Genomic DNA, 15,217 nt, shown 5'->3' with positions numbered 1-15,217 from the left:
CGAATAAGTTCTCGGTTTGTTCTGGCTATAAGTGGCTCATGACGCCTGAACATGACATGCATCCTCCCTCTTCGCAGCACCGAAGCGGCCATCGCGCACGGCTTCGTCAGCGGATATTGACCGGTCAGGGCAACGCATTGCACGATCACGAACTGGTCGAATATCTGCTCGCGCTCGCTATCCCGCGCCGCGACACCAAGCCGCTCGCGAAGCAATTGATCGAGGAATTTGGCGGATTTCCAGGCCTTCTTGTCGCTGACGCCGATGCGTTGGGAAATTTCCCCGGCATGGGCGAGACCAGCGTCGCGGCGCTGAAAATTGTCCAGCTCGCCGCATCACGCCTGATTTCCGCACCGGTGCGGGAACAACCGATATTGGCGAGCTGGCAGGCCTTGCTCGATTATCTGCGGGCCGACATGGCCCATCTCGCCCACGAGCGGGTGCGGGTGTTGCATCTCAACAGCAAGAACCGGTTGATCCGCGATGAGCTGGTCAGCGAAGGGTCGATCGATCAGGCGGCCATCTATACCCGCGAGGTCATAAAGCGCGCGCTGGATCTGGGGTCAGCTGCCATCATCCTTGTCCATAATCATCCAAGCGGCGACAGCACCCCCAGCCGGCAAGATATCGCGATTACCAATGACATTTGCGCCGCCGGCCGCACATTGGGTATCACCGTTCATGACCATATTGTCATCGGCCGGGATGGCCACACCTCCTTCCGGTCGAAGGGACTGATTTGACGGGCGCTCAGATCACGCCCCCGTTGACGCGCACTATCTGGCCATTGATCCAGCCGCCGTCCGGCCCGACCAGCACGGAAACGGCGCGGGCAATGTCATCGACTTCACCCAGCCGACCGAGCGGAATCATCTGCTCGAGCCGCTCAATCATTGCCGGGTCCTTGCCTTCGAGAAACAGCTCGGTCGCGACTGGCCCCGGTGCCACGGAATTGACCGTAATCGACCGGGGTCCAAGCTCCTTCGCCAGAATATGCGTCAGAGCCTCCACTGCCGCCTTGGTCGCCGCATACACCCCATAAGCAGGCAGATATAGTCCGACGACGCTGGTAGAAATATTTACAATACGACCACCATCTCGCAGCCGCTTCGCAGCCTCCCGAAGCCCGTTGAACGTGCCCTTGAGATTGACCGCCATCATTTCGTCGAAATCTGTGTCATCGACTTGCGCGACCGGCGCGAGCTTCATGATGCCGGCGTTGTTCACCAGCACATCGACACCGCCAAATTCCGCCTCAGCGGTATCGAAAAGATTCCTGACAGCCAGCGGATCGGCGACATCCGCCTGCGCAGAGATCGCGCGTCCCCCTGCATTTACGATTTCGTCGACCAGTTCGGCCGCGGCTTTTTCGCTGCCGGCATAGTTTACGACAACTGCCATGCCATCGCTTGCCAAACGATGGGCTATGGAAGCGCCGATGCCGCGGGACGCGCCCGTTATAATTGCGACGCGATCGGATGAAATGCTCATCATGTTGTTCCTGTTAAAGTAAAGTCGGTCCGGGCCAGACTATCGATGATTGCGGGTCGCCGATATCAGCCATTGGACCGACACCGTCGCCGATAGATAGCGGACCCCCTCATCTATATAGGAACGCCTTCAATAAAGAAACATCGGCATGCCTTCGACCTGAATCAGATTGGCGCGATACTGGTTGGCATCATAAAGGCCCGAGACATTCACCCCCTTGCTATCCTCGAGCAACGTGCCGATCGGCACCGAACTATAATTGCCGTCGGTCAGGCAGACCATATTGGCCATCCGGTCCTGCTCGATCAGCTGCACGGCCAGCGCGCCAAAGGCGAAGCCGACCATCCGGTCCATCGCGTCCGGTTCCCCGGCGCGCATCAGATAGGCCAGCTCCTGCACGATGGTTCGCTCGTCCGATCGCGCCTCGATTTCGCGCGCCAGCTGCGTGCCGATATTCAGACCGTCGCGGTTGGTGTTGGATTTGTTGATCTCGTCGGCATAATTGGTCCCGCCGGAAAGCCGGGCACCCTCGGACACCAGACAGATGGCGTAGGATTCCGGATTTGCTTCCTTGTCCTTCAGCAACAAAGGCAGCAGCACGTCCATATCCGCCGGCACTTCGGCGATCACCGTCCGGTCCGCCTGCGAAAGAAAGCCCGAGACCAGGGCGGTCTCCCCGGACTGCCGCCCGAACAATTCGATCACCGCTATCCGTTCGTGACTCGCCGCCGTGGTTCGAAGCGAATTGATCGCCTGCACCGATCGGGTGACGGCGGTGGAGAAACCGATACAATAGTCGGTACCATAGACATCATTGTCCATCGTCTTGGGGATCGAAATCACGTTGCGGCCGAGGCTCGCCAGATGGGCCGAAAAACGCAGCGTGCCATCGCCGCCCAAGGTGATCAGCGCATCAACCTTTAGCGCATCGAGCACGTCGAGCACCTTTTGTGTCTTGTCACCCTCTTTGGTGGTGCGCGGGTCGCAGCGGGAGCTGTGCAATATTGTCCCGCCTTGCCGGTCAATGCCGCGCACCCGATCCTTGTCGAGCATCATGACGCTGTTTCCGTTTGACCAGGGATCTGCAGGGTCAATTTCCAGCACCCCTTCCCAGCCCCGACGCAAACCAACCACATCCCAGCCGCGCTGCCAGGCCGAGGTCGCAATCGACTGAATGCAGGGATTGAGGCCCGGGACATCGCCACCGCCTGTGAGTATAGCCAGACGCATTTTATTCTCCCTGTTTTCGCCGCTGCATTGCCGACTCATTTCGTAGGTGCTAGCGGGGCCACAAATCAAGGCACTTCATTGCCGTAATCATCCTCTTTGTCCAAGGACCAAAAATGATTCCACGCTATTCCCGTCCCGAAATGGTTGCCCTCTGGGAGCCTGAATCGAAATTCCAGATCTGGTTCGAAATTGAAGCGCACGCCACCGATGCTCTTGCTGAACTCGGCGTTGTGCCCAAGGAAGCGGCGAAAGCAATCTGGGCCAAGGGCAAGTTCGACGTAGCGCGGATTGACGAGATCGAACGCGAAGTGAAGCATGACGTCATCGCCTTTCTGACCAATGTTGCCGAAAATGTCGGCGAAGAATCCCGCTTCATGCATCAGGGCATGACCTCCAGCGATGTCCTCGACACCTGCCTCGCGGTGCAGCTGGCCCGCGCTTCGGACATATTGCTGGCCGATATCGACGCCCTGCTCGCCGCGATCAAAAAGCGGGCCTATGAGCATAAATTCACCCCGACCATTGGCCGTAGCCACGGCATTCACGGCGAGCCCGTTACCTTCGGTCTGAAACTGGCACAGGCCTATGCCGAATTCGAACGCAACCGCGAACGGCTGGTTGCGGCGCGCAAGGAAATCGCGACCTGTGCCATTTCCGGCGCGGTCGGAACCTTCGCCAATATCGATCCCAAGGTCGAAGAGCATGTCGCTGCGAAGCTGGGGCTTACCGTGGAACCAATCTCCACCCAGGTCATCCCGCGCGACCGTCATGCACAGTTTTTCGCCACGCTCGGCGTCATCGCCTCGTCGGTGGAACGACTCGCCGTCGAAGTCCGCCATTTGCAGCGCACCGAAGTGCTCGAAGCGGAAGAATATTTCTCGCCGGGCCAAAAGGGCTCGAGCGCAATGCCGCACAAGCGCAACCCGATCCTGACCGAAAATCTGACTGGCCTCGCCCGCATGGTCCGCAGCTATGCGCTGCCAGCGATGGAAAATGTCGCGCTGTGGCACGAACGCGATATTTCACACAGTTCGGTGGAGCGGATGATCGGACCGGATGCGACGATCACCCTCGACTTCTCGCTGGTGCGCCTGACCGGCGTGATCGACAAATTGCTGATCTATCCCGAACGGATGCAGAAGAATCTCGACCGCATGGGCGGCCTGGTCCACTCGCAGCGGGTCTTGCTGGCGCTGACGCAAGCAGGCATCAGCCGCGAAGACAGCTATCGCATCGTCCAGCGCAACGCGATGAAGGTCTGGGAATCGGACGGGCAAGTTGCCTTGCTCGACCTGCTCAAGGCCGATCCCGATGTGTCGGCCAAATTGTCGGACGAAGAGCTCGAGGAACGGTTCAACCTCGATTATCACTTCAAGCATGTCGATACTATTTTTGACCGGGTATTCGGAGCGACAGCCTAGCATCCGGCCTATATCGTCTGGTCACCTGCCTGTTTTAGGGCTAGGATAGCCTCAGCACAGAGAAAAGGTTGAGTCATGCAATTTATCAAAATCCTGTTCTGGGTTCTTCTGCTGGTGGCAACCTTCATTTTCTGGTGGACCAACGAGGCACGTTCTTCGCTGGACCTCGGCGCTGCGGTTGTCGAAGCGCGGGTCTCGACCTTTGTCGTCGGCGCGTTCCTGCTTGGCTTCGTTCCGACATGGCTGCTGCTGAGGGGCTCCAAATGGAGACTCTCCCGCCGGATCAAGACGCTGGAAGACGCCGCAAGACCGGCCGTTACCCCCACACCCAGCCCGACACCGCCTGCTAGTCGTGCACCAACACCAACCGCTACGACAGAACCCGCCCCGGCTGTGTCTTCGGTCAGCACCGACAAAGCGACCGGCTTATGACCAATCCCATTTTTGTTGCGCTCGACACGCCCGATCTCGAACAGGCGATTGCGATTGCACAATCGGTAAAAGGACATGTCGGAGGATTGAAACTCGGGCTGGAATTTTTCTGCGCCCATGGCCATCATGGTGTGCACGAAATCCAGAAGTTCAATCTGCCGATCTTTCTCGATCTCAAGCTTCACGACATTCCCAATACCGTCGCCAAGGCGATGCAGGCGATCAACATGCTGGAACCGGCGATCGTGACGGTCCACGCTTCCGGCGGCCGCGCGATGATGGAAGATGCCAAGGCTGCGGCGAACGAACATACCAAGGTGGTCGGCGTCACATTGCTGACCTCGCTGGACGAGAATGATATGGGCCGGATTGGCTATGCCGGCACAACACATGACCAGGTCGAAAGACTGGCTGGTCTCGCCCGCGAAGCCGGACTGGATGGCATCGTCTGTTCCGGCAATGAGGTGGCTGCGGCGCACAAGATCTGGAAAGACGGCTTTTTCGTCGTCCCCGGCCTGCGTCCCAAGGGCGGCGCGATGGGCGACCAGAAACGCGCGGTGACCCCGCAGCAAGCCAGAGACAATGGTGCCAGCATATTGGTGATTGGACGGCCGATTACCGGAGCAGACAATCCCAACGCAGCAGCGCGGGCGATCGAGGCGACGCTTTAAGCACTCCCGTTATCTTCGCGTCATTCTGAACTTGTTTCAGGACCCCGGCAGATTGCGCATTGGCTTGGGAGGTCCTGAAACAAGTTCAGGATGACGAGCAGGCTTTGCCGCGCTACTAGCCCTCCCATGAAAACCCAAATCAAAATCTGCGGCCTCTCCACCGAAGCCTCCATCGACGCAGCCATCAGTGCTGGTGCCGACTATATCGGCCTTGTCCATTTCCCGAAAAGCCCGCGCCATGTATCGCTGGAACGTGCAGCCGAGCTTCGGACATATGCGGCGCAACGGGTCAAGACGGTGCTGCTGCTGGTCAACGCCGACCCGAAAGCCACCGGCCAGGCAATCAGCGTGGTCAAGCCGGACGTTATCCAGTTCCACGGCAGCGAGACCCCGGACTGGCTGAAACTGGTGCAGGACAACAGCGGTCTGGAAATCTGGAAAGCGCTCGGCGTGAAGGACAAGCCGACGCTGGCAAAGTCCGACCGCTATGTCGGCGCTGCCGACCGGTTGCTGTTCGATGCACCGGCCAAGGCTTTGCCCGGCGGCACCGGCACGTCCTTCGACTGGTCCCTGCTCGCCGGTCATGAGCACCAAATCGACTGGGGCCTCGCGGGCGGGCTTGATCCCGACAATGTCATCACCGCGCTCAATGCCACCCACGCCCCGCTGGTTGACGTGTCCTCGGGTGTCGAATCCGCGCCCGGCGTCAAACAAGTGGACAGAATCGCCGCCTTTTGCCAAGCGGTTCGGGAATATGACGCGTCCAAGTAGAACCGTTCGCCCTGAGCCTGTCGAAGGGTGATTGCCGCAAGGGTTCCTGCTTCGACAAGCTCAGCACGAACGGATATGATCGCACAATGAACGACACACCCCCAAACAGCTTCCGCAACATGCCGGACGACCGCGGCCATTTTGGCGAATTTGGCGGGCGCTATGTCGCCGAAACACTGATGCCGCTGATCCTCGATCTGGAGAAACATTATCGCGCAGCGCAGGCCGATCCGGCATTCGAGGAGCAGTTCAACGATCTGCTGCAAAATTATGTCGGTCGCCCTTCCCCGCTCTATTATGCCGAAAGCCTGACCGAGGAAGTCCGCAAGGATGCACCGGAAGGAAAAGGCGCGCAAATCTGGTTCAAGCGGGATGAGCTCAACCATACCGGCGCACACAAGATCAACAATTGCGTCGGCCAGATTTTGCTCGCCATGCGCATGGGCAAGACCCGGATCATCGCCGAAACCGGCGCCGGCCAGCATGGCGTGGCAACCGCAACCGTCTGCGCGCGTTTTGGCCTGCCCTGCACCATCTTCATGGGCGCCACCGATGTCGCGCGGCAGAAACCCAATCTGTTCCGGATGAAATTGCTCGGCGCGGAAGTGGTCCCGGTGACCAGCGGCGCCGCGACGCTGAAGGACGCGATGAACGAGGCGCTGCGCGACTGGGTCGCCAATGTCCACGACACGTTCTATATCATCGGCACCGCCGCCGGTCCCCATCCCTATCCCGAACTGGTGCGCGATTTTCAAAGCGTCATCGGCAAGGAAGCCCGCGCCCAGATGCTGGATCGCGTCGGGCGTTTGCCGGATATGCTGGTCGCGGCGATTGGCGGCGGCAGTAATGCCATCGGCCTGTTCCATCCATTCCTGGACGATCCGGATGTCAAGATGCTCGGCATCGAAGCGGCGGGACACGGCCTCGACAAGCAACATGCGGCGAGCCTCGCAGGCGGCGGGCCCGGCATCCTGCACGGCAACAAAACCTATCTGCTGCAGGACGAAGACGGCCAGATAACCGAAGCCCATTCGATCAGCGCCGGCCTCGACTATCCCGGCATCGGCCCCGAGCATAGCTGGCTCAAGGAATCCGGCCGCGTCGACTATGACAGCGCTACCGACACCGAGGCGCTCGATGCCTTCCAATTGCTCTGCCGCACCGAAGGCATCATTCCGGCGCTCGAGCCAAGCCATGCAATTGCCGCCGTGGTACGCGAAGCGGTGAAGATGGACCGGGACCAGATCATCCTGGCGAACCTGTGCGGGCGTGGCGACAAGGATATTTTCACCGTGGCCGAAGCTCTGGGGACGGAGATATGAATGCGGATGAGCAAACCTTCTCCCTTGAGGGAGAAGGATACGGAGCCTTACTGAGGAACGAAGCTAGGCGCAGTTGGATGAGGGTGCTCTGCAATCGAGAGTTGGCACACCCTCACCCAGCTACAACTAGGCAGCAAGCTGCCAAGTTTGCGCAACCCTCTCCCTTGAGGGAGAGGGAAGAATTATGGGGATCGAGATATGAGGCGTAAAGTGGCTGTATTTTTTGCAGCAGTTGTAATGGGAACGCTTTTAGGCTCATTGTTTGAAGGCATTATTGCGGAGCCCCTTTTGATGGTTTTGCCAGAGCCCCGACCAGAAGCCGTTGTGCATTTGATAGGAATGTTCATGACCGCTGCGACTGCGATCATCGCGTTTGTTACATATGAAGCGCGAGTGCCTAAATCATGACGCGTCTCTCCCAATCCTTCCCGTCCGACCGGGCAGCCCTCGTCGCCTTCGTCACCGCTGGTGATCCGACCCCTGCCGACACCGGCGCCATCCTCGACGCCCTCGTCGAAGGTGGAGCCGATGTGATCGAACTCGGCATGCCGTTTACCGATCCGATGGCCGATGGTCCCTCGATCCAGGCGGCGGATATCCGCAGTCTGGCCGCTGGCACCAAGACCGCCGATATCTTCAACATGGCGAAAGAATTTCGTCAGCGTCACCCGGATACGCCTTTGGTGCTGATGGGCTATGCCAATCCGATGACGATCCGGGGCTCCGAATGGTTCGCCAACGCTTGCGTTGACGCCGGTGTCGATGCCGTGATCTGCGTCGATATCCCAGTCGAGGAGGATGAAAGCCTCGGCGACGCGCTGCGCGCCAAGGATGTCGCGGTTATCCGCCTTGCGACGCCAACCACGGATGCCGAACGTCTGCCGACCATATTGAACAACGCCAGCGGCTTTCTCTATTATGTGTCGGTCGCCGGTATCACCGGCCAGCAACAGGCGGCACAGGCCAGCATCGAAGAAGCGGTCGCCCGGCTGAAAGCGGGCACCGACCTGCCCGTCGCGGTCGGCTTTGGTGTCCGCACGCCAGCACAAGCCGCCGAGATCGCCCGCGTCGCCGATGGCGTGGTCGTCGGCTCTGCGATAGTCGAAATCGTCGCCGAACATGGCAAAGACGCAGCCCCTCATGTCAGGGACTATGTTCAATCGCTTTCCGATGCTATCAGGGCGGCAAGACAGACTTGAATTCGAACACCGTTCGTGTCGAGCGAAGTCGAGACACAGGCCGCAAAACCGGCATCTCGACTTCGCTCGATGCGAACGGAATAGAGGAATATATCTATGAGTTGGCTAAGCAATGTCCGCAACAAGATCGCGTCGATCACCAAGCGCGAGACACCGGAAAATCTCTGGCATAAATGCAAAAAATGCGAAGCGATGGTGTTCCTCAAGGAATATGAGGAAAATATGCATATCTGTCCGAAATGCGAGCATCACGGCCGCATCGGACCGATGACCCGCTTCAACCAGATCATGGACGAGAATAGCTGGAAGATGATTCCCTGGGCCCCGGTGCAGGAAGACCCGCTCAAATTCAAAGACCAGAAGAAATATGCCGACCGGCTGAAAGACGCGCGGACCAAGACCGGCGAGCAGGATGCGCTGATCAACGTCAAGGGCACGATCAAGAACATAGCCTGCGTCGTCGGCGTTCAGGATTTCGCCTTCATGGGCGGCTCGATGGGGCTGGCCGTGGGTCAGGCCTTTGTCGATGGCGCCATGCGCGCGCTGAAGGACCAATGCCCCTATATCATCTTCACCGCCGCCGGTGGAGCGCGGATGCAGGAGGGCATATTGTCGCTGATGCAAATGCCCAAGACGACGGTGGCGATCTCGATGCTGCGCGAAGCGGGTATCCCGTTCATCGTCGTGCTGACCGACCCGACAACCGGCGGCGTCACCGCCAGCTATGCGATGCTCGGCGACGTCCATATTTCAGAGCCCGGCGCGATGATCGGCTTTGCCGGCCAGAGAGTGATCGAAAATACCATCCGCGAAAAACTGCCCGAGGGTTTCCAGACCGCGGAATATCTGCTCGAGCACGGCATGGTCGACATGGTCGTGCATCGCAAGGAATTGCGCGAAAAACTGGCGCAGGTCCTTGGATATCTCATGGCATGGAAAGAAGCGGCCTAAATCCCCCTCCCGCTTGCGGGAGGGGCTAGGGGTGGGAACATCATCCATGAGCAAAACAGCTTTTTCGAACATTGAGGCCCACCCCCGGCCCCTCCCGCGCGCGGGAAGGGAGTAGATGGCAGACGGCGCGAAGTCGGATCATCCGGCGGTCCAGAAACAGCTCGACCGGCTGGAAATGCTCTCGCCCGGACGCGACGTACTCGGGCTCGAACGGATCAGCGAACTGCTCGACCGTCTCGGCAACCCGCAGGATCGACTGCCCCCCGTTTTCCACGTCGCAGGCACCAATGGTAAAGGCTCGACCTGCGCTTTCCTGCGCGCCGCGATCGAAGCCGAGGGCCTGAAAGCCCATGTTTACACCAGCCCGCATCTGGTCCGGTTCAACGAACGGATCCGGCTGGCGGGCAAGCTGATCGAGGATGAATATCTCGCCGAACTGCTCGCCCGGGTTCTCGATATCAGCGAGGATATCAACCCGAGCTTCTTCGAAGCAACGACGGCAGCCGCCTTCCTCGCCTTCGCCGAAACACCCGCCGACGCCTGCATATTGGAAGTCGGCCTCGGCGGCCGGCTCGACGCGACCAATGTCATCTCCAGCCCCGTCGCGACCGGAATTGCGGCGCTCGGCATCGACCATGAAGGTTTTCTGCTTTCCCCCGAAGAGGGCACACCGGATGATCCGATGGTCCGTATCGCCTGGGAGAAAGCCGGCATCGCCAAGAAGAACGTGCCCTTGCTCACGCAAAAATATGCTGACGAAATGCTGCACGTGATCGCCGATCATGCTGCAAATATCGGTGCGCAGCATTTTCCGCGCGGCGATGAATGGGGTGCCGCCATTTACGAAGGCCAGCTCCACTACAAGGATCATAAAGGCAGGCTCAACCTGCCCCTGCCCGCCCTTGTCGGCGCACATCAGGCCGACAATGCCGCGCTCGCCATCGCCATGCTGCGCCATCAGGACAAGCTCGCCATTTCCGACGCCGCGCTCAAGGCCGCCATGGGCTGGGCGCAATGGCCCGGCCGGATGCATTTTCTGATCGCCGGACCGGTAACCCATTTGCTGCCATCCGACGCCGAAGTCTGGGTCGACGGCGGCCATAATGTCAGCGCCGGACTGGCGCTGGCCAAATATTTCGCCGACTATGAAGCGGGCTCGATCGATCTGGTGATCGGGATGCTGTCGAACAAGAATGCCGCCGCGATCATCACGCCGCTGCACGAGAAGCTGGCCAGCGTCACGGTGATCCCTGTACCCGGCCATGAATCGCACGCTCTGGCCGACTATCCGGATGCCGACGCTCCGATGACGGAAGCAAGCGACATTAAGAGCGCGCTAGAGTCCCTGTCGCTTGGCGCGGGCAAGTCCGTACTGATCGCGGGGTCGCTCTATCTGGCGGGCGACGTTCTGAAAGCGAACGAACAGGTACCGGATTAATCCGGCGTTTCATCCGCGTGCACCGAACCAGCCGTACCCAGCGACCGGTCAACCAGACCATAGCGGATCATCAGCCAGAACATGATAACGCCCGGCAAGGCCGCCACGGTGGTCAGCAGATAGAAGTTCACATAACCCATGCCCTCGATCAGCGAACCGGCGGTCGTTCCTGTCAGGAAGCGACCCAATATGCTGGCCGCCGCAGACAGCAGCGCGAACTGGGTTCCGGTAAACTGCAGATTGCATAGCGCCGACAGATAGGCGACGACCGCGACACCGCCGACACCGCTGGCGAAATTCTCGAAGCCGATTGCCCCTGCCATGCCCCAGTTGCTGTGGCCTGCAGCCGCAAGCGCGGCAAAGGACAGATTGCTGACCGCCATCAGGATCAGACTCAGCATGACCGCCTTTTTCATGCCGAGGCGCGAATAGACCATGCCGCCGACGAAAATACCGATCAGAAAGGCAAAGAAGCCCAGACTGACGTCGTAAAATGCAATCTCGTCATTGGTGAAGCCAAGGTCTTCGAACAACAGCCGGAAGGTCAGATTAGCCAGAGTGTCGCCGATCTTGTGAACCAGAATGAACAGCAAGACGAGCAACGCACCGGAACGATTGAAAAACTCGACCAGCGGGCTGACATAGGCTTTCGCCGCTTCCAGTGGCCCTTTCAGCGCCATCGGTTCCTGGCGGCGGCTCGGTTCGCGCATGATCAGGCCGACGATTACGGCAAATAAAGCAAATAGCGAACAGACATAATAAGCGATCGACCAGTTGGTCCGCGCCGCTACCACCAGCGCCACCGCGCCGGCTGTCGCGGCACCGATGCGCCAGCCATATTGCGACATGCCGGAACCGACGCCCAGTTGCTCGGGCTCCAGCAATTCGATCCGATAGGCATCGATCACGACGTCGAATGTCGCGCCCGCTACACCGACCATGATCGCGGCAACCGCGACCGCGGCTATATCCTTGGCCGGATCGAGCGAGCCGAGATAGATGATCGCTGCCATGGCCAGAGCCGCGGTGACGATCAACCAGGACAGTCTTTGCCCGACCCGACCGATGATCGGCAATTTCACCACATCGATGATCGGCGCCCACAGCCATTTGAAATTATAGGCGAGAAAGGTCAGCGCAAAGGCGGTGACGGTCGATTTTTCGATACCGGCCTGCGCTAAACGGGTGGTCAAAGTCGCCGCTATCATCGTCAGAGGTAAAGCCGACGAGACACCCAGAAAAAGCGCTGCCAAAGGGGCCGCTTCGCTATAGGGGCGCACTCCGGCCGGAAGATAACCGCGCCATCCCGATACTGCTGCTTGCTCACTCACGCCAAATTCTCCCTCGAACCGGAGGAATCTTTAGCGCCTATTCACCTGAATGCCAGCTTGATTTTATCGTGTCTCAGATATCGAGCAGCTTTGCCGCGACAATCGGCCCCGCGCCCGGACGCTGAACCACAATCGCATATTTGTCCGCGCCGTTTGTCCGGAAATTCTCCGGCGGCACGGTAATGCTCATCGTCTTGCCGCGCCAGCTGCCGAGATTGCGTTCGGCCTTGACGACATTCACATAATGCATCGTCCGTCCGCCATTTTCGCCGCGTCCGACGCGCACCGTTTCTGAGGAACTGAGCGCGATCAGCGAAACGCCCGCCATATAGTCGGACTTGCCGCTGATTTTGACGATCATCTGTCCTCTGGCATCGGTCGCAGCAGTAATCGAAGGACCGGACCGGTCAGCCCGCCGGACCAGCGAGCGTATATCATTTTCGCGGGAACCCACTGCGCCACCGCCGCCATTGACCACCATTTGCGGGGTATAGACCCCTGATCCTTCATGGCGCTTGGCGGCATAAGCGCGCTGCAGCGCGGTATTACTCTCTTTCGCCAGCGTATCTTTCCAGCCAAGCCGGTCCCAGTAGGTCACGGGCCGCGTGATCACCAGCAGGGAGTCGTCTTTTGCCAGCCGTCTGGCCAGCAAATCTGCGGGGGGACAGGACGAGCATCCCTGACTGGTGAAAAGCTCGATGACCACCGGATTGGAGCTTCCGGCAGCATCGGCGCGACTTGCGACTTTTGTCACCGGAACCGTGCTGGCGGCAGAGGTCGGTGCCAGTTGCGCGGCGATAAAGCCGGCAAAAGCCGATCCGCCAATCAACGCACATATGACAATCTTTCTCATTTCCAGCTCCGAACGGGTGACAATAGGCATTCGCAGCCACGACACCATAGGTTACAGATTGCAGCCGACGCATTTTTCCGCCATGCGTCTCGGCCATGACCGAAGAAAAACCAGCCAAGATATATCGCGCGAAACCGACCCCCGGAGCAAAGCCCGCGGCGAAGCCGGCAGCGCCGTCGAACGAAGTTCGTGAAGGGCAACGCATTGCCAAACTTCTCGCCCGCGCCGGCGTCGCATCGCGGCGCGAAATCGAGCGGATGATCGAGGCCGGACGAATTGAATTGAACGGCAATCTCGTCGAGCATCCCTCGCTGCTGCTCAAGAATCTGACCGGGATCACCGTGGACGGCAACCCGGTTGCCGAACCGGCCCCCGCAAAACTCTACCGTTTTCACAAGCCCAATGGTTATCTGACGGCGGAACGCGACTTTTCCGGCAAGAAGACGATTTACGATGTGCTGCCTGCCGACATGGAACGGGTGATGCCAATCGGCCGGCTCGACATGAACACCGAGGGCTTGTTGTTGATGACCACCGACGGCGAGTTCAAGCGCGAGATGGAATTGCCAAAAAATGGCATCGAACGCTCTTACCGCGCCCGCACGTTCGGCGATATCAGCCAGAATCAGCTCGAGGAACTTTATCGCGGGATCACCATCGAAGGCATGCATTACGGCCCGATTACCGCCAATCTTGAACGGCGCACCGGTCGCAACCAATGGATCGAAATGACCCTGACCGAGGGCAAGAACCGCGAAGTGCGGCGGGTTCTCGAACATTTCGGCCTGGAAGTTTCACGCCTGATCCGGACCCGCTACGGACCCTTCGTGCTCGGCGATCTGGACAAGGGCGAGATCGAGGTCGTGCGGCAGCATGATCTGGTCCAGTTCCGCAAGTCGTTGAAATAGACGCAAGCTCGGGACGAATGGATTGATATGCGGATAATTGCTGGCAAATGGCGGGGCAGAAACATTGTCGCGCCCAAGGGAGAGATAACCCGCCCGACCGCTGACCGCACCCGCGAACGGCTGTTTTCGATGCTGACCAGCCGGCTCGGCGATTTCGAAGATCTGCAAATTCTCGACCTGTTCTCCGGTTCCGGCGCGCTCGGCCTCGAAGCTTTGTCCCGCGGCGCGGCGCATTGCACCTTCGTCGAACAGGACCGCGACGCGATCAGGGCACTGGAAAAGAATATCGAAACACTCGACGCCGATGCCGATGTCCGGATCGGTTCGGTTCTGCATCTCGGTCAGGCCCGAAAACCCTATGATCTGATATTGATGGACCCGCCTTATGAATCGGGCGCTGGCGCGGTTGCTCTGGACAAGCTCGGCCGCCACGGCTGGTTTGCGCCTTCAAGCTGGATCGCGGTTGAGACCAGCAGGAATGAAGAGGTTGTCGTTAAAGGATTTGATCTGGATACTGTGCGTAACAGCAGCAAGGCGCGGATTCATCTCCTGCGCCCGGAAGGCATTTAGCCGCCCATCAGGACGGTCATCGATGCTGTTTCAACATGGCCTTGCTGCGCGATGCTGTAAAAGCTCGTAGCGGCCATCAACAGGGTAGCGACAATTGCGCTTGCGGTCAGTCTCTTGCTCATTTCATACTCCGTGGGGGATGCTTTGACGTCCATTAGTTAACAAATGGTGCGTTGCAATATATTTATCAACCTGTCCCTTGGTTCAGGGGTATGAATAAGGGCGGGGGCGCATCATCGGCTCCCCCGCCGGATATTATAGGCTATTCGTCGACCGGAGCATCACCATCAGCGGCTGGCATTTCTTCCGTTGCAGGACTCTTGTCGCTGGCGGGCTTTCCAGGCCAGTAATCCAGCGCCCGATTGCCCCAGTTCAGGCCGGCCTCGCGCGGGTTGATGCAGCTATCCAGCACATCCTTTGTGCAAACAGCGACCTCTTTGCCGTCAACCGTCACGGTCGGGCCCTCCTTGGCAGCGATAGGCTCCGTGGCCGGTGCGCCGTCTTCAGGCTGATTTGCATTGGCCGCGTTGCCGATCATCAATCCGGTTGCCGCAATAGCGGTCCATATCAATCGCTTGCTCATTTCAATCTCCTTCATTCTCGGTGGATCCGGTTATGTTACAATGATC

18 protein-coding genes are annotated in these 15,217 nt (G+C 59.2%); 12 read left to right on the top strand and 6 right to left on the bottom strand.

Going from position 1 to position 15,217, the window contains the following annotated elements; translation table 11 throughout:
* Nucleotides 1-38 precede the first annotated feature (38 nt).
* Nucleotides 39-743: a DNA repair protein RadC gene (gene radC / locus AACZ86_RS04480; RefSeq protein ID WP_339689698.1), complete on the top strand. Its 705-nt coding sequence runs from the start codon at nt 39-41 to the stop codon at nt 741-743.
* Nucleotides 744-750: 7 nt separating this feature from the next.
* On the opposite strand, the gene AACZ86_RS04475 is transcribed toward radC, so the two are convergent.
* Together AACZ86_RS04475 and AACZ86_RS04470 are read right to left on the bottom strand one after the other, a co-directional pair.
* Entirely contained in the window at nt 751-1,491 is a 741-nt protein-coding gene (locus AACZ86_RS04475; protein WP_339689696.1) for an SDR family oxidoreductase, read from the bottom strand.
* Nucleotides 1,492-1,620: 129 nt separating this feature from the next.
* Complete coding sequence (locus tag AACZ86_RS04470) at nt 1,621-2,721, bottom strand: ATP-dependent 6-phosphofructokinase (RefSeq protein ID WP_339689693.1); 1,101 nt, start codon at nt 2,719-2,721, stop codon at nt 1,621-1,623.
* Nucleotides 2,722-2,834: 113 nt separating this feature from the next.
* On the opposite strand from AACZ86_RS04470, the gene purB reads away from it, so the two are divergent.
* The 9 genes from purB (at nt 2,835) to AACZ86_RS04425 (ending at nt 10,926) form a co-directional block, all read left to right on the top strand.
* Entirely contained in the window at nt 2,835-4,142 is a 1,308-nt protein-coding gene (purB, locus tag AACZ86_RS04465; protein ID WP_339689692.1) for an adenylosuccinate lyase, read from the top strand.
* A gap of 75 nt (nt 4,143-4,217) precedes the next feature.
* Nucleotides 4,218-4,574 (top strand): LapA family protein, encoded by a 357-nt coding sequence (locus AACZ86_RS04460; RefSeq protein ID WP_339689690.1) that lies wholly within the window; start codon nt 4,218-4,220, stop codon nt 4,572-4,574.
* On the top strand, nt 4,571-5,245 hold the full coding sequence (gene pyrF, locus AACZ86_RS04455; RefSeq protein ID WP_339689688.1) for an orotidine-5'-phosphate decarboxylase: 675 nt from the start codon (nt 4,571-4,573) through the stop codon (nt 5,243-5,245). Before AACZ86_RS04460 ends, pyrF begins: the two co-directional genes overlap by 4 nt.
* A gap of 126 nt (nt 5,246-5,371) precedes the next feature.
* Nucleotides 5,372-6,016, top strand: a complete 645-nt coding sequence (locus tag AACZ86_RS04450; protein WP_339689686.1) for a phosphoribosylanthranilate isomerase — start codon at nt 5,372-5,374, stop codon at nt 6,014-6,016.
* An 86-nt stretch (nt 6,017-6,102) separates the two neighbouring features.
* Nucleotides 6,103-7,338, top strand: a complete 1,236-nt coding sequence (trpB, locus tag AACZ86_RS04445; RefSeq protein WP_339689684.1) for a tryptophan synthase subunit beta — start codon at nt 6,103-6,105, stop codon at nt 7,336-7,338.
* 198 nt (nt 7,339-7,536) lie between these two features.
* Nucleotides 7,537-7,746, top strand: coding sequence for a hypothetical protein (locus tag AACZ86_RS04440; protein WP_339689681.1), 210 nt, complete (start codon nt 7,537-7,539; stop codon nt 7,744-7,746).
* Nucleotides 7,743-8,537, top strand: a complete 795-nt coding sequence (gene trpA / locus AACZ86_RS04435; protein WP_339689679.1) for a tryptophan synthase subunit alpha — start codon at nt 7,743-7,745, stop codon at nt 8,535-8,537. Before AACZ86_RS04440 ends, trpA begins: the two co-directional genes overlap by 4 nt.
* A 96-nt stretch (nt 8,538-8,633) precedes the next feature.
* Nucleotides 8,634-9,488, top strand: a complete 855-nt coding sequence (gene accD / locus AACZ86_RS04430) for an acetyl-CoA carboxylase, carboxyltransferase subunit beta (protein WP_339689678.1) — start codon at nt 8,634-8,636, stop codon at nt 9,486-9,488.
* A 115-nt stretch (nt 9,489-9,603) separates the two neighbouring features.
* Nucleotides 9,604-10,926 carry a bifunctional folylpolyglutamate synthase/dihydrofolate synthase gene (locus AACZ86_RS04425; RefSeq protein ID WP_339689676.1) on the top strand — a complete coding sequence of 441 codons (1,323 nt, stop codon included), beginning with the start codon at nt 9,604-9,606 and terminating at the stop codon, nt 10,924-10,926.
* Here the strand turns inward: AACZ86_RS04425 and AACZ86_RS04420 are convergent.
* A complete protein-coding gene (locus AACZ86_RS04420) occupies nt 10,923-12,257 on the bottom strand; it encodes an MFS transporter (RefSeq protein WP_339689674.1) in 1,335 nt (444 codons plus the stop codon). The genes AACZ86_RS04425 and AACZ86_RS04420 overlap by 4 nt on opposite strands.
* Before the next feature lie 73 nt (nt 12,258-12,330).
* Complete coding sequence (locus AACZ86_RS04415; protein ID WP_339689671.1) at nt 12,331-13,110, bottom strand: DUF1223 domain-containing protein; 780 nt, start codon at nt 13,108-13,110, stop codon at nt 12,331-12,333.
* A gap of 95 nt (nt 13,111-13,205) precedes the next feature.
* Between AACZ86_RS04415 and AACZ86_RS04410 the strand changes: the two genes are divergently transcribed.
* Nucleotides 13,206-14,018, top strand: coding sequence for a pseudouridine synthase (locus AACZ86_RS04410; protein WP_339689669.1), 813 nt, complete (start codon nt 13,206-13,208; stop codon nt 14,016-14,018).
* A 27-nt stretch (nt 14,019-14,045) separates the two neighbouring features.
* On the top strand, nt 14,046-14,588 hold the full coding sequence (gene rsmD / locus AACZ86_RS04405; RefSeq protein ID WP_339689666.1) for a 16S rRNA (guanine(966)-N(2))-methyltransferase RsmD: 543 nt from the start codon (nt 14,046-14,048) through the stop codon (nt 14,586-14,588).
* Here rsmD and AACZ86_RS04400 read toward each other — a convergent pair.
* Complete coding sequence (locus tag AACZ86_RS04400; protein ID WP_339689664.1) at nt 14,585-14,710, bottom strand: hypothetical protein; 126 nt, start codon at nt 14,708-14,710, stop codon at nt 14,585-14,587. The genes rsmD and AACZ86_RS04400 overlap by 4 nt on opposite strands.
* Nucleotides 14,711-14,850: 140 nt before the next feature.
* Nucleotides 14,851-15,171, bottom strand: coding sequence for a hypothetical protein (locus AACZ86_RS04395; protein ID WP_339689663.1), 321 nt, complete (start codon nt 15,169-15,171; stop codon nt 14,851-14,853).
* Between the last annotated feature and the right edge of the window lie 46 nt (nt 15,172-15,217).

Origin of the sequence: uncultured Parasphingorhabdus sp., assembly GCF_963975735.1 — a bacterium.
Lineage (GTDB): Bacteria > Pseudomonadota > Alphaproteobacteria > Sphingomonadales > Sphingomonadaceae > Parasphingorhabdus.
Note: the sequence above shows the minus strand (reverse complement) of the source record. Positions and strands in the feature narration are given on the sequence as shown.

Excerpts from the sequence above, each read along its gene's own strand:
- AACZ86_RS04450 (WP_339689686.1), top strand. The coding sequence starts at position 5,372 with ATGAAAACCCAAATCAAAATCTGCGGCCTCTCCACCGAAGCCTCCATC.
- AACZ86_RS04410 (WP_339689669.1), top strand. The coding sequence starts at position 13,206 with ATGACCGAAGAAAAACCAGCCAAGATATATCGCGCGAAACCGACCCCC.
- pyrF (WP_339689688.1), top strand. The coding sequence starts at position 4,571 with ATGACCAATCCCATTTTTGTTGCGCTCGACACGCCCGATCTCGAACAG.
- radC (WP_339689698.1), top strand. The coding sequence starts at position 39 with ATGACGCCTGAACATGACATGCATCCTCCCTCTTCGCAGCACCGAAGC.
- AACZ86_RS04425 (WP_339689676.1), top strand. The coding sequence starts at position 9,604 with ATGGCAGACGGCGCGAAGTCGGATCATCCGGCGGTCCAGAAACAGCTC.
- AACZ86_RS04415 (WP_339689671.1), bottom strand. The coding sequence starts at position 13,110 with ATGAGAAAGATTGTCATATGTGCGTTGATTGGCGGATCGGCTTTTGCC.
- purB (WP_339689692.1), top strand. The coding sequence starts at position 2,835 with ATGATTCCACGCTATTCCCGTCCCGAAATGGTTGCCCTCTGGGAGCCT.
- rsmD (WP_339689666.1), top strand. The coding sequence starts at position 14,046 with ATGCGGATAATTGCTGGCAAATGGCGGGGCAGAAACATTGTCGCGCCC.
- trpA (WP_339689679.1), top strand. The coding sequence starts at position 7,743 with ATGACGCGTCTCTCCCAATCCTTCCCGTCCGACCGGGCAGCCCTCGTC.
- AACZ86_RS04440 (WP_339689681.1), top strand. The coding sequence starts at position 7,537 with ATGAGGCGTAAAGTGGCTGTATTTTTTGCAGCAGTTGTAATGGGAACG.
- AACZ86_RS04475 (WP_339689696.1), bottom strand. The coding sequence starts at position 1,491 with ATGAGCATTTCATCCGATCGCGTCGCAATTATAACGGGCGCGTCCCGC.
- accD (WP_339689678.1), top strand. The coding sequence starts at position 8,634 with ATGAGTTGGCTAAGCAATGTCCGCAACAAGATCGCGTCGATCACCAAG.
- AACZ86_RS04400 (WP_339689664.1), bottom strand. The coding sequence starts at position 14,710 with ATGAGCAAGAGACTGACCGCAAGCGCAATTGTCGCTACCCTGTTGATG.
- AACZ86_RS04460 (WP_339689690.1), top strand. The coding sequence starts at position 4,218 with ATGCAATTTATCAAAATCCTGTTCTGGGTTCTTCTGCTGGTGGCAACC.
- trpB (WP_339689684.1), top strand. The coding sequence starts at position 6,103 with ATGAACGACACACCCCCAAACAGCTTCCGCAACATGCCGGACGACCGC.
- AACZ86_RS04395 (WP_339689663.1), bottom strand. The coding sequence starts at position 15,171 with ATGAGCAAGCGATTGATATGGACCGCTATTGCGGCAACCGGATTGATG.
- AACZ86_RS04470 (WP_339689693.1), bottom strand. The coding sequence starts at position 2,721 with ATGCGTCTGGCTATACTCACAGGCGGTGGCGATGTCCCGGGCCTCAAT.